The following is a 25,702-nucleotide window of genomic DNA, read 5'->3' on the forward strand; positions in this document are numbered from 1 at the left end:
GGTAATCATTATGACAGCCGACAACGATAACAGCATTCAGTCGCAAGGGCTGTATGTTTGGCAAGCAGACAATCTGCTCGCGGCAACCGCAGCACTCAATGGGCATTGGCAGCTGAGTGAAGATCAACCCGATTCAGAAAACACTTCAGTAAATGATGTCATGAGCACTCGTATCGCCACCGATACCCGTACGATAAAACCTGGTGATATATTTTTAGCGTTATCGGGTGATAATTTTGATGGTCACGATTATCTCGATACTGCCATCGCGCAAGGTGCGGTTGCGGCTATCGTCGCTCGCCCTGTTGCTACGGCTGATGCAAATAGCATTCCGCAGTTAGTGGTGAGCGATACCCGTTTGGCGCTAGGAAAATTGGCTGCGTATCGTCGTCAACAGCATCAAAATTTAACCGTCATTGCTATTACTGGCTCTAGCGGTAAGACCACATGCAAAGAAATGCTTGGTAGTATCTTTGGCAGATTGGCACCGACATTGATTACCCGTGGTAACCTAAATAACGATTTGGGTGTGCCGATGATGTTGCTCGAATTATCCGACCACCATCGTTATGCCATTCTAGAGCTTGGCGCAAACCATATTGGCGAAATTGCTTATACTACCGAGATTGTAAAGCCAGATGTCGCGTGTATTTTAAATATTGGTACGGCGCATTTGGGTGAGTTTGGCAGCCGTGAAGGGATTTGCCAAACCAAGGCTGAGATTTACCATACCTTGAATGACAGCCAATTTGCGATCGTTCCTGATAAAGATGATTTTACCAATCAATTACGCCGTATCGCTGAAAAATATACGTCACACGTGATTGGCTTTGGTAATACTGATGTCAGTGCCAGCCATTTAGATGTCGAGCCTGAGCGCAGTGAATTTAAGCTGCATATCGGCAATCAAATCCATGATATCAACTTGCCACTAGCGGGCGAGCACAATGTCAATAATGCTTTAGCCGCTGCTGCTTGTGCCCATGCACTAAATATCGATGTTAGTGATATCGTCGTCGGACTTGAAAATGCGCGTCCTGCTAAAGGGCGCTTGAACAGTCAATTACTGGGTATGCATCGCTTGATTGATGATACCTATAATGCCAATCCGCATTCGGTGCGAGCGGCAGCGAAAGTATTGGCGGCGCAAACGGGCACGCAAGTCATGGTGCTGGGCGATATTGCAGAACTGGGAGAGGCGGCGGTCAGCGAGCATCAAAGCTTGGGTCGTACGATCGCGACAACGGGCATCAATGTGCTGCTGTGTGTTGGTGAATACGCGCCTTTTACCGTGGCGGGTGCACAAGAGGTTTCTGACATCAATGCCCATGCGTTTACCGATAAAGACAGTTTATTGGCGTATTTGAAGCCGTATTTGCAAGCGCAGCAGGCGCAGCCTTGTACGGTGCTGTTTAAAGGTTCCCGTTCCATGCAAATGGAAACCCTTATCAATGCGCTAATCGAGGAGTAGGCGGTGTTAGTTTGGTTGTTTGGCTGGCTTGGCCAGTATTACACGCCGTTTTCTGCGGTTTCTTCGTTGACGCTGCGAGCGTTACTCGCGGTCATTACCGCCCTCGCATTTAGCATGTTTTTTGGTGGGCGTGTCATTCGACGTCTGCGTGCACTGAAATATGGTCAGGCGATTCGCAATGATGGTCCGCAATCGCATTTGGCGAAAACTGGTACGCCGACCATGGGTGGGGTGCTGATTTTAAGTGCGATTGGCGTGTCCACCTTACTATGGGCGCGTTTGAATAATCCGTACGTTTGGATTTTGCTCATTGTCATGATTATCTTTGGCGCAGTCGGCTGGGCAGATGATTGGCTAAAAATTAAGTATAAAGATCCCAAAGGCTTAATTGCTCGTAAGAAATACTTTTGGCTCTCTATGGGTGCTTTGTTCGTCGGTGTGTCTTTGTATTATATCGCCACCTTGCAGCCAGATATCGCGACCACGCGTGAGATGCAGGATTTGCTGCTACCGATTTTTAAAGATTGGATGATTCCTTTTTCGGCAGTGCCATTTGGTATTGGCTTTATTATCTTTACCTACTTTGTGATTAATGGGGCTTCTAACGCCGTCAACTTAACCGATGGCTTGGATGGTCTAGCGATTTTGCCTGTGGTCTTGGTCGCGGCAGGTTTGGGCGCGATGGCTTATGTATCAGGTGATGTACGCTTTGCTGATTACTTGCATGTGCCTTATATTGCCTATAACTCCGAGGTTCTCATTGTCTGTGGTTCGATGATTGGTGCAGGGCTTGGTTTCTTATGGTTCAACGCCCATCCAGCCCAAGTATTTATGGGTGATGTGGCGCGCTTGCTCTCGGGGCGATGCTTGGTACGATTGCTGTTATGACCCGCCAAGAAATCGCTTTTGCTATTATGGGCGGTCTATTTGTCGCCGAAGCACTGTCGGTCATGCTACAGGTTGGCTCGTATAAGCTGCGTAAAAAGCGCGTCTTTCGGATGGCACCATTGCATCATCACTTTGAAGAGATTGGCTGGAAAGAGACGCAAGTGGTGGCAAGGTTTTGGATTATTGCCATTATTCTCGTCATCCTTGGGCTCATGACCTTAAAACTGCGTTAACATAGCCATATCGCTCGAACATTAATGTGAATATCATGTATGCAAAAGCCATCTCACTTTAGTTGAGGTGGCTTTTTTTGGTTGCTGATAGTTTGTTTTTCGCATTTTCTTTCCTGCATTGTTTATCGCGCCTTTTATCACGCAGTAAGCCTGAATTTTGTTAAAATGGCAGCCATATTGCGATGACGTTGAGATACTTGTGAGCTTATTTATTTGTCCCCTTTGCCAATCACCATTACAGCCTGCCGCAGATACGTGGCGCTGCGATGGCAGCTTGCACCCAAAACAAACGGCTCATCCATTTGATATAGCACGTCAGGGTTATGTTAATTTACTGCCCGTACAACAAAAAAAATCCAAAGCACCGGGCGATAGCCAGCAATCAATCGATGCACGCAAACGGTTTTTAAACGCCGGACATTATCAGCCATTGCAGACGCTTATTTGCCAAAAAATGAGGGAATTGTTGGCGAAAAATGAGTCGGTCGCTGATTCAGCAATTGAGCCGATAACTACAAAGGATAGCAAGGCAATCAATTGGTTGGATATTGGCTGCGGTGAAGGATATTACACGCAGGCAATGGCACAGACAGGCATGGATGCTCTCATCGCCGCAGATATCAGTAAACCGGCTGTGGTAGAGCTTGCGAAAGCCAGTAAGGTAGCAGGGCGTCTTTGGTATCAGCAAGTTAAAGACAGTGTTACTAATGCGACAGCCAAGTCGCAGTCATCTATCCGCTTGTTACCAGCGCTGCCCATTTGCCGTTACGCGCGCATAGCATCAATGGTATTAGCAGTATTTTTAGCCCTATCTTGCCAGACGCGTTCAATGAGGTATTGACTGCAGACGGTTATTTAATCATTGCCAAGCCCGATATCGGGCATCTAGCGACGATGCGCGAAGCGTTATTTGACAACGTCCGCGAGCATGATTCGGATAAGTTTTTGCATGAATTGGCTCCATATTTCACGCTAATAGGTACGGAGCATGTCAGTACCGAGATGACGTTGTCAGCCGCTGATTTGGCTGATTTGATGACTATGACGCCTTATGCTTATCGCGCGCTTAATGAAAAAAGACAGGCGCTACTAGCAGCGGTCGAAACAGAATCCTTTACGACGCAAGCTAAGTTTGTCGTTTATATTTTGCAGAAGACAGCAGCTGAATAGAATGCTTAATGTCATTAGCCCGTTTAGATATGATCAATTGAATTGAGGCACGCCCTAATAATGGGTTATAAAACAGGTCCCATCGTGGCGACAATGTTATTCCAGATTTTATAAGATAACGGCCAGTTTTCAACTTGCTCACGAGTGACCTCTTCAGAATCAGCGATATACTGGTATTGTCGCTCAACGATATCCGCTGTGAGCGTTTTATCGCTAAACACAATGTTGTTTTCATAGTTCAAATCAAAGCTACGCAAGTCTAAATTGGTCGAGCCAATCAGACTGATTTCGCCATCGATGGTCAAGGTTTTTGCGTGTAATAGACCGGGTTTATATTCGTAAATATTGACCCCCGCTTCAAGCAGCTGCCAGTAATAACTGTGCTGGTAGCAGCCACGACTATTGAGTCGTTATTATTTGGGAAAATCATGGTTACTTGTACACCGCGATAAGCGGTCGCACACAAAATGCTAACGAGCGAATAATCAGGCACAAAATAAGGCGTTGAGATAATCAGGGTTCGTTTTGCCTGACCAATTAAGACACCTAAAAATTGTGGCGTGGTGCCGCGTCGTTGGGTAGGACCATCAGAAAAAACCTGTGCCGCAAAGCCATTTGGCGGTGATGTTATTGGTACAGGCTTATCAGTTTCTGGCTGTGGGGATTTTTGTTGCTTTGGTTGAGGGTCAATAAAATAAGGAAAGCTGTCAAGCGGCGTATCAGGATTTTCAGTCAGCCAATCACTGGCGAACAACATCTGATTCTGTGCCACGACCGGTCCTTCGACCCGCAGCATAATGTCTACCCACGGCGCAAATTTTGGCTTTACACGAAACTCAGGATCGGCGCAGTTGCGACTGCCACAGTAGCCGATTTTGCCGTCAATAACCGTAATCTTGCGGTGATTTCGCAAGTCAATCCGGCTAAACATGAGTACCTTTAAAATATTACTAATTGGTAGGGCAACACTGACTTGTACGCCAGCTTCTATCATTTCCTGCCATATCTTTGAGCCGACCATTTTTCGTGAGCCCATACCGTCAACCATTGCTCGGCATATGACGCCGCGCCTTGCCGCTCGTATGAGCGCTTGAGCAGTATCGATTCCCATACCATCGATTAGCCAAATATAATACAGCACATGAATATGATCGGTCGCTGCATCAAAGTCGGCAATCATACGTTTGCGCGTCTCAGCCGCATCTGCCATCAGCTCTGCGTGATTGCCCACCGTTGTATGATAGCCAGTTGCATTGGCAGAGTAGGCAAAGGCCGCTTGGTATTCAGGCTTGATGGCCTCCGACAAAGTGATGTCATCACCAAGTACTTCAGGACTATGTGCGCTTAATTTATCAATGATCTCTTTACGTTTGCGCGTAAAATCGCGTCCTAGATGCACCTCACCAAACATCCAATAAATTACAACCCCCAGATAAGGCAAAATGAACAATATCACGAGCCAAGCGAGCCGAGCGGGCGAGGTCAGATCATGGCGCGCAAGCACTCGCAAAGAGATCAGTATCAGCAGCATAAAATGAACAGTTAAAAAGATATCCAATAGCATAATGCGCTCCATCATTATTATTTTTATTTGCAGTATTTATCAGTGGTTCTTACTGATTATAACGCACTGTAAAATTACCACCGTTTTGATTGGTAAAAACAGTAATGCGGCAACGCTAGAGCTATGATATTTAGCAGTAAGCTTGTTCAAACTGATGAAATATACATCACTATCAATACTCTCCTAACAGCCAGCCACTAACAAAGGCAAAATACTCGCGAAACCAAGCGTTATAACGAATGGATAAAGGCGTGGGACTGGCGACGGTGATCGGCTGTGTATAGCCCTGATGTCGCGCAATGCTGGCTGCGCGAATGCTATGAAAATCACTCGTAACGATGGCGATAGGATCAGTGATAGATAGCCCTTTTGCTTCTAACAACGCTCGGCTGTTAGCGAGGTTTTCTTCCGTACTGGTACTTTTACCTTCTTGTAAAATGCGTTCGAATGGCACGCCATGTGCCTCATGCAAATACGTGGCCATGATATCGGCTTCGCTACGTGTACGCTGAAAACCAACGCCACCACTGGTCATCACCAAAGCATCTGGTTGTGTCTCGATAAGGGGCACAGCGGTGTCCAAACGCCTGGCGAGCGTCGGTGTCGGCTTACCTGCAACCGTGCCTGAGCCTAATATAATAATCGCTGCCACTGTCGGTGCAGGCTGCTGGCTAAGCGTAATCTGCTGTTGTAATGACCAAATAAATAGAGCGAAGCTCAACAACCAAAGTATAAATACAGCCCATAACCCATACCAAAGGCGGTTAAAGCCATAATGTTGCTGCAAAACCTGCGTATTGCATGCCAAAACATCCCATGTATGACAAAAACCATGCCGAGTAAAAAAGGTACAACCGAGCCGAAGTTGACTTTACCGACGACCATCAATGCAACGCAATCGATGATAAGTATGATGCCGATAACAGATAAGAGGCCACGAATAACGGAAATTAAACCTTTAGACATAGTGAAAGACGCTTTTATTCAAGTGAATGGAGTTTCTGATAGTGGCTTATAAAAGTAGGCGGTAGTGAGGTATGTCTTAACCCATTTTCAACCTTTTTTTAACCTGTCTTTATAAAATATAGTGATTCTGGACATACTGAATGCACAGTTCATGAAACGCTTGTGCTGGCGGTGAAATCGTTTTATTTGCCAATTTAAAAATACCAATTTGTCTGTCTAAGGCAGGTTCAAGTAAGTCGAGCCATACCAATTCTGGCTCATTCGACGGAAAAGCGAGCTTGGGTAGGGTGGTGATGCCAAGATCATTGCGTAATAATGAAAATAAGGAAGTAATATTCTCGACCGTGTAACGCGCATTACGGTTGAGCACCTCGGCGGGTGTGTTTTCGAGCAGTCGACAGGTGCCATTATAAATAAAAGGCTGGGTCATCAGTTGTTGCCATTTAAGCCCTATTTTTTGTTGGTTTCTTGACGGTTTTACTGGTTGATTTAACGAGTTACTTTTTAAGCAGACCACGCCAATCGGGTCAGATATGAGCAAGGTGAAATCTATATTTGATTGATCGATACTGGTGCAGTTGCCCAATGCCAAATCGATTTCACCTGCCAGTAAACGATTGGCCACACCGACAGAGTTATCATCTATTAGTACAATCTCGACATCAGGATATCTCTTGGAGTATTCAACCAACACACTAGGCAAGAGTTTTGTCACCAGTGATGGCACGCTTGCAATCCTTATTTTGCCTTTATCGCCAGCGGCTGCTCCTTTTAAATCATCCTTTAGCGCTTGATAAATCGTCATAAACTGCTCGATTTTGGGTAAACAAGTCTCTCCAAAAGGCGTGAGTGTTGCTTTATTTCCTCCTTCAAATAAGCGCTGACCTAGTATTTTTTCCAATTCCTTTATCGAGCAGACAACGCCGCTTGCGAGCGATTGGCGCGATCCGCCGCCGCCCGAAAGCCACCTTCCTCTACCACGCATAAAAAGTGATGTAATTGCTGTAATTTCATACGCTTACTCCTCACCACTATTAATATATAAGATATCGTCTATGATAGATTAAATCTATCATATTCTAAATTTAATTAGTTAGATTTATCATTAGTACTTGGGTAGGATACCTCTATAGCAATCGCTGCCCAATCATTGATCAAAGGATATGACGACATGACGACTCATTCAACCAAACAAGCCATCAGAACCTCACTTTATGCGTCTAAAGCCCCTTTAGAGTGGGCGATCACTAGCAACGGTACGTTGTACACCGCGCAGATTCCTATCGATGAAAATGGTGATGTGGTTGCAGGTGGTATCGAAGCGCAAACCCGCCAAACGCTAGACAATCTCAAGCACACACTAGAATGTGCCAATGTTGGTATGGATTCTGTGCTACAGGTCATGATCTATGTGACCGATCGTGATTATCTAAAAACCGTCAATCAAGTTTATGCTGAATACTTTGAAGCACCCTATCCAAATCGGGCAGCGCTCGTGATAGCAGGACTGGCTCGTGAAGAAATGCTGGTTGAGCTGGTTGTATATGCCGCTGTGCCTTAAAACTAATTTTAATACTCCATCTTTTAATACTTTATCAAGGAAGCTCTTATGTCAGCTCACACCGCCAAACAGATATTGCAGCAAGACCCAACCAAATCACTTTATATCAATGGTGAATGGCAGGCGGGCGTAAATACCGTTGCCAATATTAACCCATCTGATATCACTGACACTATCGGTGAGTTCGCACAGGCCAGTGGCGATCAAGTCAAAGACGCTATTGCTGCTGCTCGTCACGCTCAACCAAAATGGGAAGCGACTCCTTTAGAAAAAAAGCAGTCTATCCTACAAGCAATTGGCGATGAAATGATTGCTCGCTGTGATGAGCTAGGTACGCTGTTGTCTCTTGAAGAAGGTAAGCCTTTTGCGGAAGGTCGCGGAGAGATTTACCGCGCAGGTCAGTTCTTTCATTACTATGCCGCTGAAGTATTGCGCCAAATCGGTGATAACGCAGCCTCAGTACGTCCTGGTGTCAAGGTTGAAGTCACCCGCGAAGCAGTCGGTGTGGTCGCGATTATCTCACCTTGGAACTTTCCAACGGCCACCGCTGTATGGAAGATCGCGCCAGCTCTGGCCTTTGGTAACACGGTCATTTGGAAGCCTGCGAACTTAACACCTGCCAGCGCAGTGGCATTGGCTGAAATCATTCACCGTCAAGGCATGCCAGAAGGGACGTTTAACCTGCTACTGGGTGGCGGCTCGTCAGTCGGCGATGCACTCATCAATTCTACAGATATCGATGCCGTTAGCTTTACCGGTTCTGTACCAACAGGTCGCAAGGTCGCTGCTGCGACGGCACCGAACTTTATCCGTTGCCAGCTTGAGATGGGCAGCAAAAACGCCTTGGTCATCGCAGATGATGCCGATTTGCAAGTTGCTATCGATGCGGCAGTGCTGGTGCGTTTGGCGGTTCGGGACAAAAATGTACCGCTTCTTCACGACTCATCGTAATGGACAGTATTCATGATGCCTTCGTCGAAGGTGTGGTCGCAAAAATGAAGACTTTAAAGGTCGGTCATGCGCTTGATGAAGGTATCTTTATGGGGCCTGTCGTCGATGACAAGCAGCTGGCATCAAACATGGCTGGATCGAAAAAGCCAAGCAATCTGGTGCCAATTTAGCCTTTGGTGGTGAGCGTTTAGAGATGCCGCATGACGGCTACTATATGTCGCCGACGTTATTTACCGAGACGGACAACAGCTGGGATATCAACCAAGAAGAAGTATTTGCGCCGCTCGCTTGCGTCATGCGTGTCAAGGATTTGGACGAAGCGATTGCGATGACCAATGATACGCGCTTTGGTCTGACGGGTGGCATCATTACCCAGAGCTTGCGTAGCAGTGCGATGTTCAAAGAGCAAGTACAAGCAGGTTGTGTCATGGTCAATCTAGCGACTGCAGGTACGGACTATCATGTACCGTTTGGTGGCCGTAAACAGTCAAGCTTTGGCCCGCGTGAGCAAGGTCAATATGCCAAAGAGTTCTATACCATCGTGAAGACTGCTTATCAAAAAGCGTACTAAAAATGTCTTAATAAGAATACTCGCCGCTATCGAAGCGACACGGTGTGAAAAAGCACTTAATAGCCAATGATAGCGGCCACTGATAAAAGTATTAAAGGGAATTGATATGTACCAAGACCATATCGTCATTGACGGATTACAGTATAGCCATTGGGATCGTGATTACTTTAAGATGCTACAAGCCAGTGGTATCAATGCGGTACACGCCACCTTGGTCTATCACGAAGATGCTCGTCAGACCATGACCCGCTTTAGTGAGTGGCACACACGCTTTGAGCAAAACTCAGATCTTATTTTGCCAGCGTACTCAGTTGCTGATATCAAAACGGCAAAAGAGCAGGGCAAAGTTGGCATCTTCTTTGGCGCGCAAAACTGCTCACCAATCGATGATGAAATTGGCCTAATCAGTGTAATGCGCCGCTTGGGTCTATTGATTATGCAGCTGACTTATAACAATCAGAGCTTACTAGCGACGGGCTGTTATGAGCAGAATGATAGCGGTATTACGCGATTTGGCCAGCAAGCCATTGCTGAGATGAACCGTGTCGGTATGATTATCGATATGTCACACAGCGCTGAGCGCTCCACGCTTGAGGCGATAGAAGCATCATCGCGTCCGATATGTATCAGTCATGCCAATCCAACCACGGCACACGATGCCCTACGCAATAAATCGGATACGGTTATCAGTGCCTTGACCAAAGCGGGCGGGTTGCTAGGTTTTAGTTTATATCCGTTTCATTTGCCAAATGGTAGTGATTGCACATTAGATGATTTTTGTAAGATGATTGCCAATTGTGCTGACAAATATGGCGTCGAGCATTTATCCATTGGTAGTGACTTGTGTCTCAATCAACCCCAAACCGTGCTTGAGTGGATGCGTAATGGGCGCTGGTCAAAAGCGATGGACTATGGCGAAGGCAATGCCAATAATTCAGGTTGGCCAGATACCTTGCATGGTTCGCTGGCAAGGACGGTATGGAAAACATCTATAACGGTTTGCTCAAGCATGGTTTTAATGAGATTGATGCTGGAAAAGTCATCGGTCAAAACTGGTTTGATTTTTTAGAGCAGGGCATAAAGCCTTTGGCTTGAACAGTCAATTCTAAAGATTTTTTAGCCAGTTATTGTGTGAAACCGCTATAAGACGACAGATGTTTTATAGCGCACAGCCATTTGAAATAGACAGTTTTGAAGTAAATAGCTTTGAAATCAATAATATAGTGAGGTTATCTGGTTATATCCTCATTGCGATACCTCTGATTTAAAACGCAACATTAGCCTTAGCATATGGAGCCACATCATGGCCGATTTAAAGGGATTTAACCAAGGTGAGCAAGGATGCTCAAACGCTGCCAATAGCACAGCGGATGTCAGCACTGTACCAGCTGCTGCCGATATTGATGCGTTGGGGCTAAAAAACCCGGCCTTTTGGTATAGTGGCGGGTTTATTACAATTTTTGTGCTCATGGCGATTTTTGCAGAAGCACAGTTAGCAACAATCGTGGATGTTGGTTTTAAATGGTCGGCCAATATCTTTGGTCCTTTTTGGCAAATTCTGCTTCTCGCTACTTTCGTCATTGCTTTAGCGGTTGGTGCAGGTCGCACGGGTCGTGTTATTTTGGGCAACTTACCAAAGCCTGAAATGGACAATTTCAAGTGGATGGCCATTCTGTTTTGTACATTGTTGGCTGGCGGTGGGGTTTTTTGGGCGGCGGCAGAACCTATTGCTCATTTCGTGTCAGCGCCTCCTTTATACGGTGAGTCGCCAGACTTGCAACAACGAGCATTTAACGCCTTATCACAATCTTTTATGCATTGGGGATTTTTGGCGTGGTCGATTGTCGGTAGTTTGACTGCGATTGTGGTCATGCATTTGCATTATGACAAAGGCTTGCCGCTGAAACCTCGCACACTTCTTTATCCTATGTTTGGTGAGCGCGTACTTACTGGTCAAACGGGCGCGATTATCGATGCTTGCTGTATCGTCGCCGTGGCTGCTGGGACGATTGGTCCTATTGGTTTCTTGGGCTTGCAAACCAGCTATGCACTGAATGAATTGTTTGGTATTCCTGATACTTTTGCCACCCAGCTTATCATTATCATATTCGCGATTGCGCTTTATACCTTATCAGCGATCAGTGGTCTTGCTCGAGGCATGCAATTGCTCAGCCGCTTCAATGTCATATTGGCAGTTGCGCTGATGGTCTTTATTTTGATATTTGGACCGACCAATTTTATCGTCAATGGTTATATTCAAGGTGTCGGCACGATGGTCGATAACTTTATTCCGATGGCCACTTTTCGCGGTGATGAAGGCTGGCTTGGCGGTTGGACCGTGTTCTTTTGGGGTTGGTTCTTGGGTTATGGCCCGATGATGGCCATCTTTATCGCTCGTATCTCACGTGGTCGTACGATTCGTCAATTGATTACCACCGTATGTATTATTGCGCCGCTCGTGACGTGCTTTTGGTTCACCGTCGTTGGTGGTTCGGGTCTGGCGTTTGAGATTGCCAATCCGGGCAGTGTTAGTAGCGCGTTTGAAGGCTTTAACTTACCTGGTGCACTATTAGCCGTTACCCAGCAATTACCCTTTCCTTTAATTACCTCGATATTATTTCTAATTTTAACCACCGTTTTTATCGTCACGACAGGTGATTCGATGACCTATACCATCAGCGTCGTCATCAGTGGCGAGCGTGAGCCAAACGCCATGATTCGTACCTTTTGGGGCATCATGATGGGGGTAACAGCGATTGTTTTAATCTCGCTTGGTTCAGGGGGCGTGACCGCATTACAGTCCTTTATCGTGATTACCGCTGTGCCTGTCTCCTTTATTCTATTGCCGTCGTTATGGAATGGACCACAAATTGCCCAGCAAATGGCGCGAGAGCAAGATTTGTATCGACCCAATCAGGTAGAGGTAAGACATAAAATCAGCGAAGAAAAGCTTGCTAAGGAAAAGCTTACTCAAAAAACTGATTGACCACCAAACGGTCAAGGTCAAAACAACGATCCTCAAAACGGCTGAATACTTATTTACCAATAGATATCATCATTGAGATTATTAACAAAGCTGCTGGCTCAATATATTAGGTAAGGTAGTGAAATTATGAATATGATTCATGCAAATAATGAAAGCATTAACGTCAAGCCGCCCCAACTTACCACTGAATTTCGTACTCGTGACGTGATTATGAATGCAGAAAGGTTGGGCGCGATGCACCAAACTCGCATTAGCTTTGTGCGCACGTTACTGCGTAAGATTGATAGAGAGCAATGGACGCTCAGTACCCATTTGTGGGGTTTGGATGAGCAAGGCTATGGCACGGTTATTTATCGCCTCAATACCCCAGAGCATCTGTATCATCTGGTGGTTTTTTGTAATGAGCTGGCTGATGATGAGCGCAACGATAGGGTGATTGCCCAAAAATGGGATGTGACCTTTGGTCTGGTCTTTGGTGAGATAAGTGAGGAATTACTGGGTAATCTACAAGCCAACGTACCGCTGCAAGAAGCAGGTCGCAACTCTAATATGGTGATGGTGCTGGCAAGAGCAAATAAGAGCGTACGGGTCTTTGATCATATCGTTAGCTCACTCGCCGTTGGTCAGCAACCAGATTTAGATATACTTGCGCAAGTGGGTTATATATTGCGCACTACTGCCGTCTATGGCAATGGTAAGTTTGGTATTTATGACTTCAAACCGTTAGATCACAGTGCAGATTTTGATCAATCCTTTCGCGCGCAGATGTGTGCCGTGTATTTGCTGCGTGAGTTTAGCTTAGATTGGGTCGATTATTTGGCAAAGCAAAAAGGCGGTAGCAACGCCGCTGCGCTGCATCCAGAGATTAAGCGTTACTTGGGAGTTGGTAACGCCACCGGTCTGGGCATGGCACCGTATCTAATCAACCATCCTTGTGTCGTCGATCAATGGCTAACTACCCGTGAAGAAGCGTTGCAAGTAACACTGATCTGCCAGATTGAACCCAAAAAACCGCATATTTTGCCAGTTTAATCAAACGTGCTATTCAGCATTTTAGCGAGATTGTTACCATCAATGAGTCGCAAATCAAACTCAATGAAGCGGTCGTTGCAGAATTAGCCGTATTACAAAATAATTTGATGGTAACCATTAATCAATACAGTACATGGGCAGAGTTCTTACAAGCTCACCATCATCTAAGCCTTGAGAGCCAAGAAGTGATTATCTCTTGCTTGATGGAGCTTTATCCTGAGCGTGTCGATGCGTTTCAAGAAAAAATAAATGCCGATGAAACGCTGTCGCTACCGAAAGGCAAGGTGATCCAAGATTTAATCGATGTATTAGAGCTACATTATCAGTGGGCGATTCATATTGATTTTAGCCAGCCCGATAATAGCCATTGGTTTTGGTATCGTTCGGTGGATAAAGAAGAGCCAAGGATGGGCGTGCGCGGGCAAGAACCGGGTGCTGATCGTGAGCTTGCATTAGACATCGCACGGCAAGCAAATAAGCTGTATCTCGCGTTGAAACCTACCGATCCACAGCAGCTCATTTCAGAATTCATCTTAAATCAGCCAAAATATCGCTCGATTGCGCGCCGCGTTTGGACGATGGGAAATAAGCCACTGGGCGATATTCAGATGAATGTCTTGCATAAAACCACATTACCCATGCACCTGTTACGGTGTAAATTATCGATGTTTGGTGCCACCAAGTTCGATCCCAGATCAGATCGCTGGGTGCGGATCACCTTGTTTCAAGGTGCGCCTTTATTTAGCGAGGTGCATAGTGATGAATGGCTATTTCCTTTATTACCCGATTTATCAAAAGAGCAGGGAGGTTTGACTCATGATCGTATCGCATAATGAAATCGTGACGATAGTACACAAAGCCTTTACTGGGATGCACCGAGAAGTAGGCGAAGCGGATGTGATTGCTACTATGGTCGCTGAGCTACAGATGGCGGGCTTGGACGGTATCAGACACTTTAATAATGCCAGTCCGTATATCTTAACTGAGCACGATACGCCAATCGATATCGTCCATCAACAAGACGGTGCTATTCGTTTAGATCTGCATGGTAGCAGCTTGGCTTGTCACTTGCCGACTATCATCGATTATGCGCTTGAAAAAATGGGTGATTTGGCGCATTTTCATATTTATTTACAGAACTGTCATAACCGCTGGTTGGCTTATAGCGAGCTGGTGGGGCTGGCTGCCAAAGGCTTTGCTTGTCTGGCTAAATGGGACAATGGCTCTGTGCCCAAGCATACATTATTTACGTTAAATCAAGGTTTTGTGTATCCTGATTTATACTTTTTTGACCAAGCACAAGCCAATTATAATACCAATGATATGATTATTGAAATTGCGACCCAAAATTTTGATATTGAACAGGATACACAGCATTTCAATCGTAAAATATCGACAGATGAGCTATTTGAAACCCATCAGCGCGCATGGAAAGAAGGCATCTATGTCGATGATGAGCAGTGGGCGATACTCAAAAAAACGGCTGCTGCGATGTTGGTAGAAAATAGCGAAACATCAAGTAAAGGCGCGGGAGGGGCGTAAGTGAGAGGAAGGTAATAAATAAAAGGTGACAAAATGACATAGGCAAATAGATTAAGCCAAAAAGAGGCTTGTAATTAAAAATTTCAGAAAGTGTTTTGGATTAACAGGTATTTTGGAGTTGTTTGAACAGATGGGAAAAGCTAGAGGCTTTGATTAAGCAGAATAAGATTGGCGGTGAAGGAGGGATTCGAACCTCTATTTTAAGTGTTTGATATAATTGTATTTATGATAAAAAATTATTGTATTAGACCAACAAATAGACCAACAACTTTCAAGTGTTGGGTGCAAGGTAAATAATAGGAGTTATCTCACGATAAAATGTAACTAAATATTTCTATGGTATCATTTGATTTGAAACATATACTATCACTAAAAAAGCGTTTTTAGTTTATTCATCATATATCGAATAATATTCGACTTTAAAAACCCATGTTGATGAAATGTGTTTACTAGCCGATGCTTTGAAACGAACGCCTTCATTAATTCCTGGAATGTTTGCAGCTACCTCTGCTGCGCCAGCTAAGCTGTCGTTAAACTGTAAATTTATTTGATGTGAGCGCAGTCCATTGTTTAACCTATGAGTTGCCATGAGTCCTAAGTCCGAGTCAATATCAACCCACTTTTGCAAATGCGGAGGTATCATTGGCGTTCCTCTAGGTTTATCGAAAGAGGAATAAACTTCCCTTTTTATACTGCCATCCTTCTCAAAATTTGCATTTATACCGATATCCATTGCTACAGGCTTGAGCACACTAAAGTCCGTCTCTAATTTTCCTTCATTATTATAAAAATTTGCATCTTCTAAGTGTATGGACTTTGCACCTAATGCAGCCGCAAGTTCCATAAATACATTATTCTTTTCTTTTGCCAACAGCTTATTATAATCTTGCAGAGGTATGTATATATCTTCTTTTATAGGATGCGAGATATAGAAGCAGTTATTTCTAGGAACTTCTCCCATACCTAGTGCAACATTACTTGCTTCACTTAAAAGCATATGACTTATATTAGCTCCTAAACCTAATAACTGTTGTATATCTGACAAGATAACATTTCGATCAATTTTCTTATTACCGAAAATTTTTCCGATACTAAAGGCTGGCTGTAATTGTGCAAACGCCATAACTTTCAACATTGGATTATTAATACTGGACACAGTTTTAATTAATTTCGCAAAATCATATATCTTCATCAAAGAGGATTCATCTGCAACCAATAATATATTTTGTTCTCTACGCATTTACAGCCTACTGTTTCATAGTCAACCATTAAGATGTTTAATGATATATGAGTGTTAGGTTAGTTTATATCAAATCTATAAAATATATCTCTATAATGAACTATCTTTTCTCACTAGACTCTCTATCTACTAGCAAGAGTAAGCTATGCATAAACGCCATTTGGAAGTTATCATCGCCTATAAACTTCTTATAAAAATCCACTTCTTTACGGCGGTCTGAGACAATGATTTCTTTGATCGTATTGGCAAACTCCATCTTGCGTGATTGCTCATCTTCAATATTATTGTACTTATACTCAAAGTCTCGGTGCTCTTGAATACATTTCACTAGGGTCTGTTGAACATTCAAATGTGGTGCTGGCAGTCACTATTTTTTAGGCATTGCTTTTTTTTAGGCATTGCTTTTTTTTAGGCACTGCTTTTTTAGACACTGGGCAGTGAAATTTTTGCGGCCTAGTCATTCTAGGTTAAACAATGTCGCCATATATTGGCAAAAAATAGTACTGCCCCAAAGCTGATGCTAAAATCACCCCAAACGTTGTTGCAAGCTTCGCTAAGGTCTCGACATTATCGTCAGCTTCGCCTAGTTTGAGGCAATTTTAGCGATCAGCAGCCCTAATATTTGAATGTTCAACAGACCCTAGATTTATTAGTTTAAAATGTTGGCCTAAGTAAAGCTTAACTAACGACTATTTACGTCATAAAAAAAGCCCCTTAGCTAACAGCTAGAAGGCTTTTTACTAATTACGCAAAATTCTACTTACCCTTCCATATTCTCTACAGTGCTTGCCTTATCGTATTCATCAAGACGCTTACCATTAAGCTGCCAGTGATCCAAGGCTAGCTCCATTAGTATTTTCTGTCTTTGCTCAATAGATGCCTTAGTCCACCTATCAAACTGAAAGTTTAGCTTATTTTTTAGGCGATTTAGACCAGTGTTTTTGCCGATAGTATATTGATCATTCAATAGCTTGGTCAGTACAAAGCTGGAGTGTATATATTCTGCTTGCTTCATTCCAAACCAATCAGTGGATAAATCGTTATGACTATTAATAGCTTGATTGATTTGACTCTCAAGTAGTGTGGTATTTCCTAGCATAGCAGTATATTTGTCACGTTCTTCTTCATTAAATTCATTACTTACATCTAAATTGGTCAAAGTTTGCGGAAGGATATGCTCAATTTGAAGCTTTTGTATATTTTCTTGACTAAGGGGTGTTAGTCCCGCTTGCTTAGATATCTCGGTGTTGAGGCAGCCTAAGACATAACGCTCTCTATACTGTGGGTTATAATCGTAATGTTTGACCTGTAAAAAATTATTTTTAAAATCAGATAAATAAACTCGTAAGAAAGGTGTCATAGCTTCGTCAACGAATCCAGCAACTTCTACTACAGTATCTTTGCCTCGTAGTTTGATTGCCCAGTCTGTAAATCGTTTTTCATAGTTTTTCGTTTGCATTCTAAGTGTGTTCGCAAAAAATAAAAAACTTTCTATTTGTTGGGCGAGATAGTTGATCACTTCATCATCACAGTTTAAATCCAATGCCATCAGTAGGATGAGATGTTGTCGCGAGCGTTGCTTATTAATATAACCAATATTAACTACATTAGGGTATTTGTTGATACCAGCTTCGTGAATATCGTTATTGGTCGCTTGAACTAAGTAGCTATAACGTTTAGACGCAATAGCCATTTCATTAACTAGATAGAGAGGTCTGTCTTCATACTGCAGTTTTTGTTTACCTTCTTTTGAAATAATCCATGAATATAGACCATCTTCTCGAATGATACCGTTATGGTAACGGGCAATCATAAAATACCTTAAAAAGCGTAGCGGTTTATCCCCTTCATCACAACTTTGGAGATCGGTAGTGATTTGTTTCCATTTAGCTTTGATAATTTCAAAGTCATAATCTTTAGCTTTGCTAAACAGTAGGTTTTTCACTAAGTCCATAGCGTTTAAACCAGCACCACGCTGGTTAATGGTTTCAAATATCTTTAAAGCACTGCCAAGGTTATCTGATTCAATCACTACTATATTCACGCTAGTTAGAAAGTACTTAACGTATTTCTCAAAGATTTTGATATCTTGTTGAACGTAACTTTCGAAATGTTCCAATATACGATCATAAGCTTTTTTCATCTTATCAATCGAGCTGGTAACTTCATTCTCGTATTTAAGCTTTTGGATCATTGTATCTAAGTAACCATTGCTATCATCATATTGCAGCTCTAGACGTGGCATAGTCGTCTCTGCTCTCATATCAAATGTGTATAGCCAGTTTTTTGTGATATCAAGCATATTGCTACTCATACGAGATAGTGGCTCTTTATTATTTAGTGATTCTAAGATATTACGCATGGCACACAAACAGAGCACGATTGTAGTTAGCCTTTGTTGACCGTCAATAACATCATATTTATTGTCTTTTTTTACAATGATAATTGAGCCTAGAAAATAGCTCTGCTGTTCAATAGCATGAACGTCAAACTCTTCGTCGATATCAACTAAAAATTGATAAATATGTTTATCTGCCTCCCAAACATACTCTCTCTGATAGTCTGGTACTACAAAGTAATACTTATCAAGATCTTTAATGCTGAAGACATCTGCGTCAATTTTCATGTTTTTCCTTTACAGTTGTTTCTACTTAATAACAGAGTTTTTGACTTCATTACCCAGTTTATATTGGTCACTAATAGCAATGATATTTACTGATCTATTGTAACTAATGTTATCAACTTTAATTTGGATTAATTAAAAATTTTATTGAAAAAACCTGACAGTATAATTGTTCAATGAGGCTATCATTAACCTTTCTAAACCTTGAATGATAGTATTTAGAAAGGTAGCGCCTCAGTAGAATGTTTGTTTAGCCAATAGAATTGAAATCTCAATGACCGAATAATACTAAACTTTACTCTATTTTTACTGTAAATTTGTATTGCTAGAGTGTTACTGAAAAGCTATAGTGAGACTGTCGAAAATTGAAAGGATACATAATTGAAATCTTCAATGAAAATAGTTAAAGCTTTTTTAGCAATGGCTTGTATTTTAAGTACTAACCAAGCCTCATCGCGGCCAACAATAGATAAAATGACAATCTGTTATGGTGTAGATAAACAAGACAATATGTCTTTTAAAACACCTTGTATGGTAAGTGATTGGGGAGGGGCTGGACTAAGTGTTCTTACGTATCGAATAAATGATAAAGATTATGATATTGAAACCTCTGATGATGGTGACTTCCTCAATGGGAAACCATATAAGACTTATGTGAGAGATGCTTTTTTCAGTCGGCTTACTGATGGTAGTGACGAATATAGCTATTATTGCTATAAGTCAAAGTTAGCTCATTTTTGCTCTCAGCAGAACGCCAATTGAGTGTCAACCTAAGTAGTAATCAGATCATAAATCATACTACTTAGTTGAGATGCTTACACCGAACTTAATAAATAGATATTTAAGTGAACTCCTATGAATAATAAACTATTAACAGTAGTCGTATTATCAATACTGCCACTATCAAATACTGCTATTGCAAAGCCTTCCTCAACTAAGGCTAATACAGCAACAGTATACGGTAAGCCTTACTATCCTTCCGATTACACGCCAGAGATGACTGTCTATGCGAGAGATTTAAAATCGGGAAAAACATACTCTGTCAACGTCCCAGATAGTGCGCCACGATATAAAATAAAATTACCTGCACCTGCCACTTACGTATTCTTTTCATGGACGAAAGATAGACTAGGCACCAATGTCGATGACCCTGAAGGCTATATAGAAAGGTGGGTGCACTATACAGCCACTGTAGTGCAACAGTTCTTGATGTGACTTGTGACAATCACTCTCCTGAACCTGTAGCGTTAAAACCTAACCAAGTAATTAGAGATTTTCAAATATCAGATTACTACTACGATAAAGATCAAGTCCCTCAGCCTTAAGTAGGCATCTGCTAAATAAAAATTAATGGAATCTAGCTAATGAAGACGTCAATAAATTTAATATTACTGTCTCTAGGACTGCTTGCATTTGATACCAATGCTGCCAATTTTAACCACAAGTATACAGAATGGTGCTACCTCATCATCTTGTTATCATGATCCATGTGCCGTAACAAGAATAATGAAGTCTGAGATTGTGAAACAGAAACCGGGTTATACACAGTTGAAGCTTAAAGCAGTAAGTGGTTACAAAGGTTGGGATGCAAAAAAAACGACATGATCATGAGTTTTATACGATATATGTCAATTGCTCTCTAAAGAGACCCAATTTAGCAAATAAGTCCAACGTTGAAGGTAGCATTTTACCCCTTGGCGTGGGTGAGGATAGTTGGATACCAGGCGCGGAGTATCCTAACACTATTCTGTATTTACAAGCATGTCATAACTATGACGGAGAAACGGAAAAGGCTGGTAAGAAGTTCGGCTACAATATAAAGGAAGCTGATAGATTTAATTAGAGCTAATTAGCTTGTACCAGTTCTAGTGAAACTCTCAGATATTTTACTGATTCCCATCCTAATAACCTACGGCAAGCAATTGAGACATTGCTTGCGTTCTTGTTACTATCAAATGAAAGTTGACCTCAACTATATTATTAATCCACTGTGCGATAATGTTTAGTACCCTTATGCAATTGATATAATCGAATTTTTCAGCAATGACATCTGCCAATTCTCTTAGACATTGCTATCATTATCGAAACCAGTTAATAAAAGTCGGTACAACCAATAATAGGTAAAGGACCATGAAAAAATTATTCATAATATTATTAAGTATGACAGTAGCAGGGGTAGCGTTTGCAGAGACTGAGATAGATGAAGGCTTGAAAGAGTCAGGTATCGTTGATCATAATTATGTCTATACAGACATCGATTTAGCAACTACCTTCTTTACTATAGTGACAGACACTCATGCGAAATCATTACCAATGAATTTCAATCGTTTGATTGAAGTAACTGGCATAATGATGACCCCTTATTACGGCAATTTTATTTATCGCTATACTATTCCTTTTGATGCAGCAGAGAGAATAGATTTGAAGAAAAATCTATCATCAAAACAAAATATTCGTGAAGTCTGTGAAGATTCTTTTCTACCTGAGCAATTTATGATAGCGAATAACTTTACCTTGGTTTACTCCTATATGGATGTAGATTATAGACCTATAGTTAACGTAACTATTAACAATGCTAGTTGCGCTTCTGCGCTTGCGCCATAAACTAAATCAACCAGCTATAAAAACTATTTGACAGTACATATCCGCCTAAGGAAATTCTAGTAATGCCTGATAAACAGACCAGCAAAATCAATCAAGACGACATCAACAAAGCCGTATGGAACGCCTGCGATACTTTTCGTGGGGTCATCAGCGCCGATACGTATAAAGACTTTATCTTAACCATGCTGTTCCTAAAGTATTTATCAGACGTCTATAGAGATGAATACAACAAGCTGGTCGAGCAGTTTGGCGACAACCCCGAACTGATCCATGCCATGATGTCCAAGCAGCGTTTTGTATTGCCTGAAGGTGCCAGCTTTTGGGACTTATACGAGCAGCGTCATCAGCCGGGTAACGGTCAGCGCATCGATGAGGCGCTACACGCTATCGAAGAAGCCAACGGCACCAAGCTCAAAAACGTCTTCCAAGACATCAGCTTTAACACCGATAAACTCGGTCAAGAAAAGCAAAAGAATGAGCTATTACGCCATCTGTTAGAAGATTTTGGCAAAGACATCCTTAATCTAAGCGTTGAGCGTGTCGGTAGCCTCGATGTGATTGGTAATGCCTATGAGTTTTTAATCAAGCATTTTGCTGCCAGTAGTGGGGCGACGGCTGGCGAGTTCTATACGCCACCGGAAGTGTCTAACTTGCTAGCGACTATCCTTGAACCTGTTGAGGGTGATCAAATCTGTGATCCTGCTTGCGGTTCAGGGTCACTACTTATCAAGTGCGGGGCAATGGTACGCAAAAACTCAAGTTCTAAGAAGTATGCGCTATACGGTCAAGAAGCCATTGGCTCGACATGGGCACTGGCCAAGATGAATATGTTCCTACACGGTGAGGACAACCACCGTATCGAGTGGGGCGATACAATCCGTAATCCGCTGCTACTCGACAAGGACGGCAAGCACTTATTACAGTTCGATGTGGTGACCGCCAACCCGCCGTTTTCATTAGATAAATGGGGTCATGAAGATGCCAGCAGCGATCCCTATGGTCGCTTTCATCGCGGTGTACCGCCCAAGACCAAGGGCGACTATGCCTTTATCAGTCATATGATCGAAACGCTGAAACCTGCGACTGGGCGTATGGGTGTGGTCGTGCCGCATGGCGTGCTGTTCCGTGCGTCAAGCGAAGGCAAAATCCGTCAGCAGCTCATTGAAGAAAACCTGCTTGATACGGTGATTGGCTTACCAGAAAAGCTGTTCTTTGGTACGGGTATTCCAGCCGCTATTTTGCTGTTTAAAAAGAACAAAACTGATGACAAAGTGCTGTTTATCGATGCCAGCAATGAATTTAAATCAGGTAAAAACCAAAACCAGCTCACTGAGGACAATATTGCTAAAGTCATTGAGACGTATAAAGCGCGGGAAAGCGTTGATAAATATGCGTATCTAGCCAGCTTTGATGAAATTAAAGAAAATGACTTTAACCTAAATATACCACGCTATGTCGATACCTTTGAGGAAGAAGCTGAGATTGATCTGGACGCGGTGCGTACTGAGCGTCTTGAATTAAAAGCTGAATTGGATAAATTAGAGACTGAGATGGCAGGGTTTTTAAAGGAGTTGGGTTATGGTGCCTAAGGATTGGGAGTATTCAACTTTAGAATCGTTGTGTGAGCCTAGTGCTCCTATAACGTATGGAGTTTTGAAGCCTGGAGATTACTTCGCTGATGGTATACCTCTTCTTCAAATAAAGGATCTGTTATCAGATTTGAGTGAACCGCAATGTCTTCACCATATCTCACCTGAACTCGATGAACAATATAGACGTTCAAGAATAAAGACTAATGATATTTTAATATCATTAGTTGGTACGGTCGGTCGGATTGGAATAGTTCCAAAACAATTAAATAACGCTAATATACATAGAAATTTAGGTCGTATACGTACGAAGAGTTTCGAGTTCCTTGTTCATTACCTACATTCAGATATAGCTAAAAATAGATTTGGTATTTCTTCCTCTGGAAGTTCTCAATCAGCTCTTAATCTAACTGTATTAAGATCACTAAAAGTGCCAGTCCCACCTTTCCCAGAACAACAAAAAATCGCCAAAATTCTATCTACTTGGGATAAAGCGATTGGCGCGACTGAGCGTTTGATTGAGAATAGCACCCAGCAGAAAAAAGCCTTGATGCAGCAGTTGCTGACGGGTAAAAAGCGCTTGCTTGATGAGTCGGGTAAAAGGTTTGAGGGTGAGTGGGAAGAGGTTAAGTTAGGTGATGTTTCTGATGTTAGAGATGGAACCCATGACAGTCCTGAGTTTATAGATGTAGGTTATCCTTTAATTACCTCAAAGAATTTACTATCTTCAGGCAGATTAGATTTATCAAATGTTAAATTGATTTCAGAAGAGGATTACCTTCAAATCAATAAACGTTCAAACGTAAATAATGGTGACATTTTGTTTGGAATGATAGGGACAATAGGTAACCCAGTTCGAGTTAAGTCATCTAATTATGCAATCAAAAATGTGGCTTTGATAAAAGAAACAGGGATCTTGCTAAATAGTTTCTTGATATATTATTTATCAAGTCATGATATAGATAAGCAGATCTATCGCCTAAATGCTGGTGGCACACAAAAATTTGTTGCTTTAGGTGTTTTACGTAACTTAGTTGTTAGTCTTCCAACTCAAAAAGAACAACAAAAAATCGCCACCGTATTAACCAATGCCGATAAAGAGATTGAATTGCTTGAGCAGCAATTAGCTGATTTGCAGCAAGAGAAAAAGGCGCTGATGCAGGTATTGTTGACGGGTAAGAAGCGGGTGGTAGTTGATGGGGAGGTTGCGTGATGAACAAGTCTAACGCAATTTCTAAATTGAGTTCCCTTGTTGATAGAGCTAATGCACTTGATTTTAAGACAGGTAATTCTCAACCAATAGTCAAGTGGAAAAGAGATGCGGACGCTGCCATTAGGAATATATTTGGTATTGACTCTCATCATATAAAAGAATTTGAAAATTTGAACTACTCTCTTTCAAGTATTAGTGAAGAGGACTTACTACTAGGCTTTCAGAGTAGTGATGAAATTCTAGGTTCTTCAATTACATTCTTAGAATCTATGATTGATGAGATAGAGGAATATTGGAATGAAGCTGACAAAAATCTAAATGTTGTCATGAATGCTAATGAAAACGTCGAACTTATTATTAATCGGTTTCACCAAGTATGTCGACAGCTAAGTCATAGGTATAGCAATAGGAGTACTCTCAATATAAATGATGAATACGACGTACAAGACTTATTTCATGCCTTATTGAAACTATATTTTGATGATGTTCGACCTGAAGAGTATACACCAAGCTATGCAGGTGCAGCCTCAAGAACTGATTTCTTATTGAAGAATGAACAGATTATCATCGAACTTAAGAAAAGCCGTTCAGCCTTAGAGCAAAACAAGTGGGAGAGCAACTCATTGTTGACTCACAAAGATATCAAGTACATCCAGACTGCAAACGGATTATTTGTTTCGTTTACGATCCGAAGGGTTTATCGCTAATCCTAAAGGTATAGAGAACGACTTGAGTAAAGACACGAATGGTATTCCTGTGTCGGTCTTTATTCGTCCAAAGTCGTAAGAAATTGCGAAAAATTTAATACGTTTACTTTCAATTTTTATAATTTCTTAGTTAGGTATACTGAACTGACTCTACGCAACTTGTTACGTGGTTAGATGCCTTAAAACATCACTGAATTACAGAATAGAAAAACCGCCTAATTTAGGCGGTTTTGAATTTGGAGGGAGCTAAGGAATTGCACCTACGGTACTACTCTCCACAACGGGTTGGCACTAGTGCTTACTTGCAGCTGCACTCCCAGTATACCGCGCTCCAACTTACGTAATTTTTCAACTTATTCATCGCCTTTTCTCCTTTTTAAGTATCTATACGTTCTAAGTACAGAAAACAACACTTTGACTTGTAGGTCAAAGGATAGATCCATGGGAATCAGTAAGAGAGCACTAAGTGTAAACCCAACCACTAGAGAAGTCGTTTGCTAATAAATTATACAAAAGCATTAGCATATGGCAATTATAGGCATTCGACCCAACCGCAGTCAAGAGTTAGTAAATATTGAAATGATAGCAATTATTTATTAGTCTGTATTCAACATAACCGTCACGCTGCTACGCCCTTTGGGTAACGCGCAACCTTGGCGGTTTTTTGTTGTCTTTTTTATGACAGTATCAGTTACAATCGATAAGACCGAACAAACGCTATGTCTGGATTGGAAAGAAGAGTAGAGGTGCGTTGTACGAACCATTGAACTACTATCAAGAAAACTGAATCT

General features: G+C 42.2%; 21 protein-coding genes and 4 pseudogenes. 18 read left to right on the plus strand and 7 right to left on the minus strand.

Going from position 1 to position 25,702, the window contains the following annotated elements; all coding sequences use genetic code 11:
- Positions 1-10: 10 nt before the first annotated feature.
- From TT12_RS03890 to TT12_RS16515, 4 genes and pseudogenes are all read left to right on the plus strand, one after another.
- Entirely contained in the window at positions 11-1,471 is a 1,461-nt protein-coding gene (locus TT12_RS03890) for a UDP-N-acetylmuramoyl-tripeptide--D-alanyl-D-alanine ligase (RefSeq protein WP_045452368.1), read from the plus strand.
- 3 nt (positions 1,472-1,474) lie between these two features.
- Positions 1,475-2,592: pseudogene (mraY, locus tag TT12_RS03895) on the plus strand (phospho-N-acetylmuramoyl-pentapeptide-transferase).
- A gap of 199 nt (positions 2,593-2,791) precedes the next feature.
- On the plus strand, positions 2,792-3,433 hold the full coding sequence (locus tag TT12_RS16510; protein ID WP_243443345.1) for a putative RNA methyltransferase: 642 nt from the start codon (positions 2,792-2,794) through the stop codon (positions 3,431-3,433).
- On the plus strand, positions 3,430-3,762 hold the full coding sequence (locus TT12_RS16515; RefSeq protein ID WP_243443346.1) for a class I SAM-dependent methyltransferase: 333 nt from the start codon (positions 3,430-3,432) through the stop codon (positions 3,760-3,762). The genes TT12_RS16510 and TT12_RS16515 overlap by 4 nt, the downstream gene beginning before the upstream one ends.
- 65 nt (positions 3,763-3,827) lie before the next feature.
- Here TT12_RS16515 and cls read toward each other — a convergent pair.
- From cls to TT12_RS16525, 4 genes and pseudogenes are all read right to left on the minus strand, one after another.
- A pseudogene (gene cls / locus TT12_RS03905) lies at positions 3,828-5,326 on the minus strand (cardiolipin synthase).
- Positions 5,327-5,498: 172 nt separating this feature from the next.
- Positions 5,499-6,134, minus strand: coding sequence for a YdcF family protein (locus tag TT12_RS03910; RefSeq protein ID WP_243443348.1), 636 nt, complete (start codon positions 6,132-6,134; stop codon positions 5,499-5,501).
- 267 nt (positions 6,135-6,401) lie between these two features.
- Positions 6,402-7,193: a LysR substrate-binding domain-containing protein gene (locus TT12_RS03915; protein ID WP_243443349.1), complete on the minus strand. Its 792-nt coding sequence runs from the start codon at positions 7,191-7,193 to the stop codon at positions 6,402-6,404.
- Positions 7,194-7,198: 5 nt separating this feature from the next.
- Entirely contained in the window at positions 7,199-7,306 is a 108-nt protein-coding gene (locus tag TT12_RS16525; protein ID WP_243443350.1) for a helix-turn-helix domain-containing protein, read from the minus strand.
- A gap of 157 nt (positions 7,307-7,463) precedes the next feature.
- Here TT12_RS16525 and TT12_RS03920 point away from each other — a divergent pair, with 157 nt between their 5' ends.
- The 8 genes and pseudogenes from TT12_RS03920 (at position 7,464) to TT12_RS03945 (ending at position 14,935) form a co-directional block, all read left to right on the plus strand.
- Entirely contained in the window at positions 7,464-7,853 is a 390-nt protein-coding gene (locus TT12_RS03920; protein ID WP_045452370.1) for a RidA family protein, read from the plus strand.
- Positions 7,854-7,901: 48 nt separating this feature from the next.
- Positions 7,902-8,974 (plus strand): annotated as a pseudogene (locus TT12_RS03925) (aldehyde dehydrogenase family protein).
- Positions 8,941-9,375, plus strand: coding sequence for an aldehyde dehydrogenase family protein (locus TT12_RS18190; protein WP_279378798.1), 435 nt, complete (start codon positions 8,941-8,943; stop codon positions 9,373-9,375). The pseudogene TT12_RS03925 and the gene TT12_RS18190 overlap by 34 nt, the downstream one beginning before the upstream one ends.
- Positions 9,376-9,481: 106 nt before the next feature.
- The gene (locus tag TT12_RS03930) at positions 9,482-10,444 is read left to right on the plus strand and encodes a membrane dipeptidase (RefSeq protein ID WP_243443351.1); all 963 of its coding nucleotides are present in this window, start codon (positions 9,482-9,484) and stop codon (positions 10,442-10,444) included.
- 234 nt (positions 10,445-10,678) lie between these two features.
- The gene (locus tag TT12_RS03935) at positions 10,679-12,361 is read left to right on the plus strand and encodes a BCCT family transporter (RefSeq protein WP_045452371.1); all 1,683 of its coding nucleotides are present in this window, start codon (positions 10,679-10,681) and stop codon (positions 12,359-12,361) included.
- A 126-nt stretch (positions 12,362-12,487) separates the two neighbouring features.
- Entirely contained in the window at positions 12,488-13,393 is a 906-nt protein-coding gene (locus TT12_RS16530) for a hypothetical protein (protein ID WP_243443352.1), read from the plus strand.
- A gap of 107 nt (positions 13,394-13,500) precedes the next feature.
- Positions 13,501-14,226, plus strand: coding sequence for a hypothetical protein (locus TT12_RS16535; RefSeq protein ID WP_243443353.1), 726 nt, complete (start codon positions 13,501-13,503; stop codon positions 14,224-14,226).
- Complete coding sequence (locus TT12_RS03945) at positions 14,210-14,935, plus strand: DUF3726 domain-containing protein (RefSeq protein ID WP_045452373.1); 726 nt, start codon at positions 14,210-14,212, stop codon at positions 14,933-14,935. Before TT12_RS16535 ends, TT12_RS03945 begins: the two co-directional genes overlap by 17 nt.
- A 388-nt stretch (positions 14,936-15,323) precedes the next feature.
- On the opposite strand, the gene TT12_RS03950 is transcribed toward TT12_RS03945, so the two are convergent.
- The 3 genes from TT12_RS03950 to TT12_RS03960 form a co-directional block, all read right to left on the minus strand.
- A complete protein-coding gene (locus TT12_RS03950; RefSeq protein WP_045452375.1) occupies positions 15,324-16,175 on the minus strand; it encodes a hypothetical protein in 852 nt (283 codons plus the stop codon).
- A gap of 100 nt (positions 16,176-16,275) precedes the next feature.
- Positions 16,276-16,524 (minus strand): hypothetical protein, encoded by a 249-nt coding sequence (locus TT12_RS03955; protein ID WP_045452376.1) that lies wholly within the window; start codon positions 16,522-16,524, stop codon positions 16,276-16,278.
- 411 nt (positions 16,525-16,935) lie between these two features.
- Complete coding sequence (locus tag TT12_RS03960) at positions 16,936-18,801, minus strand: DUF262 domain-containing protein (RefSeq protein WP_045452378.1); 1,866 nt, start codon at positions 18,799-18,801, stop codon at positions 16,936-16,938.
- 378 nt (positions 18,802-19,179) lie between these two features.
- Between TT12_RS03960 and TT12_RS03965 the strand changes: the two genes are divergently transcribed.
- The 6 genes and pseudogenes from TT12_RS03965 (at position 19,180) to TT12_RS19025 (ending at position 24,925) form a co-directional block, all read left to right on the plus strand.
- A complete protein-coding gene (locus tag TT12_RS03965) occupies positions 19,180-19,560 on the plus strand; it encodes a hypothetical protein (RefSeq protein ID WP_045452381.1) in 381 nt (126 codons plus the stop codon).
- 93 nt (positions 19,561-19,653) lie between these two features.
- Complete coding sequence (locus TT12_RS03970) at positions 19,654-20,013, plus strand: hypothetical protein (protein ID WP_045452383.1); 360 nt, start codon at positions 19,654-19,656, stop codon at positions 20,011-20,013.
- Between the two features lie 915 nt (positions 20,014-20,928).
- Positions 20,929-21,402, plus strand: coding sequence for a hypothetical protein (locus TT12_RS03980; RefSeq protein WP_045452387.1), 474 nt, complete (start codon positions 20,929-20,931; stop codon positions 21,400-21,402).
- 62 nt (positions 21,403-21,464) lie between these two features.
- Positions 21,465-22,991 carry a type I restriction-modification system subunit M gene (locus TT12_RS03985; protein ID WP_045452389.1) on the plus strand — a complete coding sequence of 509 codons (1,527 nt, stop codon included), beginning with the start codon at positions 21,465-21,467 and terminating at the stop codon, positions 22,989-22,991.
- Entirely contained in the window at positions 22,981-24,204 is a 1,224-nt protein-coding gene (locus TT12_RS03990) for a restriction endonuclease subunit S (protein ID WP_201605857.1), read from the plus strand. The genes TT12_RS03985 and TT12_RS03990 overlap by 11 nt, the downstream gene beginning before the upstream one ends.
- A gap of 326 nt (positions 24,205-24,530) precedes the next feature.
- A pseudogene (locus TT12_RS19025) lies at positions 24,531-24,925 on the plus strand (PD-(D/E)XK nuclease domain-containing protein).
- Positions 24,926-25,702 lie beyond the last annotated feature (777 nt).

The sequence above is a fragment of the Psychrobacter sp. JCM 18903 genome (assembly GCF_000586475.1).
Taxonomy (GTDB): domain Bacteria; phylum Pseudomonadota; class Gammaproteobacteria; order Pseudomonadales; family Moraxellaceae; genus Psychrobacter.

What these genes read in the sequence shown, in the direction of transcription:
- TT12_RS03980 (WP_045452387.1), top strand. Translation starts at nt 20,929, where the DNA reads ATGAAAAAATTATTCATAATATTATTAAGTATGACAGTAGCAGGGGTA.
- TT12_RS03920 (WP_045452370.1), top strand. Translation starts at nt 7,464, where the DNA reads ATGACGACTCATTCAACCAAACAAGCCATCAGAACCTCACTTTATGCG.
- TT12_RS03950 (WP_045452375.1), bottom strand. Translation starts at nt 16,175, where the DNA reads ATGCGTAGAGAACAAAATATATTATTGGTTGCAGATGAATCCTCTTTG.
- TT12_RS03890 (WP_045452368.1), top strand. Translation starts at nt 11, where the DNA reads ATGACAGCCGACAACGATAACAGCATTCAGTCGCAAGGGCTGTATGTT.
- TT12_RS03985 (WP_045452389.1), top strand. Translation starts at nt 21,465, where the DNA reads ATGCCTGATAAACAGACCAGCAAAATCAATCAAGACGACATCAACAAA.
- TT12_RS16530 (WP_243443352.1), top strand. Translation starts at nt 12,488, where the DNA reads ATGAATATGATTCATGCAAATAATGAAAGCATTAACGTCAAGCCGCCC.
- TT12_RS16525 (WP_243443350.1), bottom strand. Translation starts at nt 7,306, where the DNA reads ATGAAATTACAGCAATTACATCACTTTTTATGCGTGGTAGAGGAAGGT.
- TT12_RS03990 (WP_201605857.1), top strand. Translation starts at nt 22,981, where the DNA reads ATGGTGCCTAAGGATTGGGAGTATTCAACTTTAGAATCGTTGTGTGAG.
- TT12_RS03930 (WP_243443351.1), top strand. Translation starts at nt 9,482, where the DNA reads ATGTACCAAGACCATATCGTCATTGACGGATTACAGTATAGCCATTGG.
- TT12_RS03935 (WP_045452371.1), top strand. Translation starts at nt 10,679, where the DNA reads ATGGCCGATTTAAAGGGATTTAACCAAGGTGAGCAAGGATGCTCAAAC.
- TT12_RS16535 (WP_243443353.1), top strand. Translation starts at nt 13,501, where the DNA reads ATGGTAACCATTAATCAATACAGTACATGGGCAGAGTTCTTACAAGCT.
- TT12_RS03970 (WP_045452383.1), top strand. Translation starts at nt 19,654, where the DNA reads ATGAATAATAAACTATTAACAGTAGTCGTATTATCAATACTGCCACTA.
- TT12_RS03960 (WP_045452378.1), bottom strand. Translation starts at nt 18,801, where the DNA reads ATGAAAATTGACGCAGATGTCTTCAGCATTAAAGATCTTGATAAGTAT.
- TT12_RS03945 (WP_045452373.1), top strand. Translation starts at nt 14,210, where the DNA reads ATGATCGTATCGCATAATGAAATCGTGACGATAGTACACAAAGCCTTT.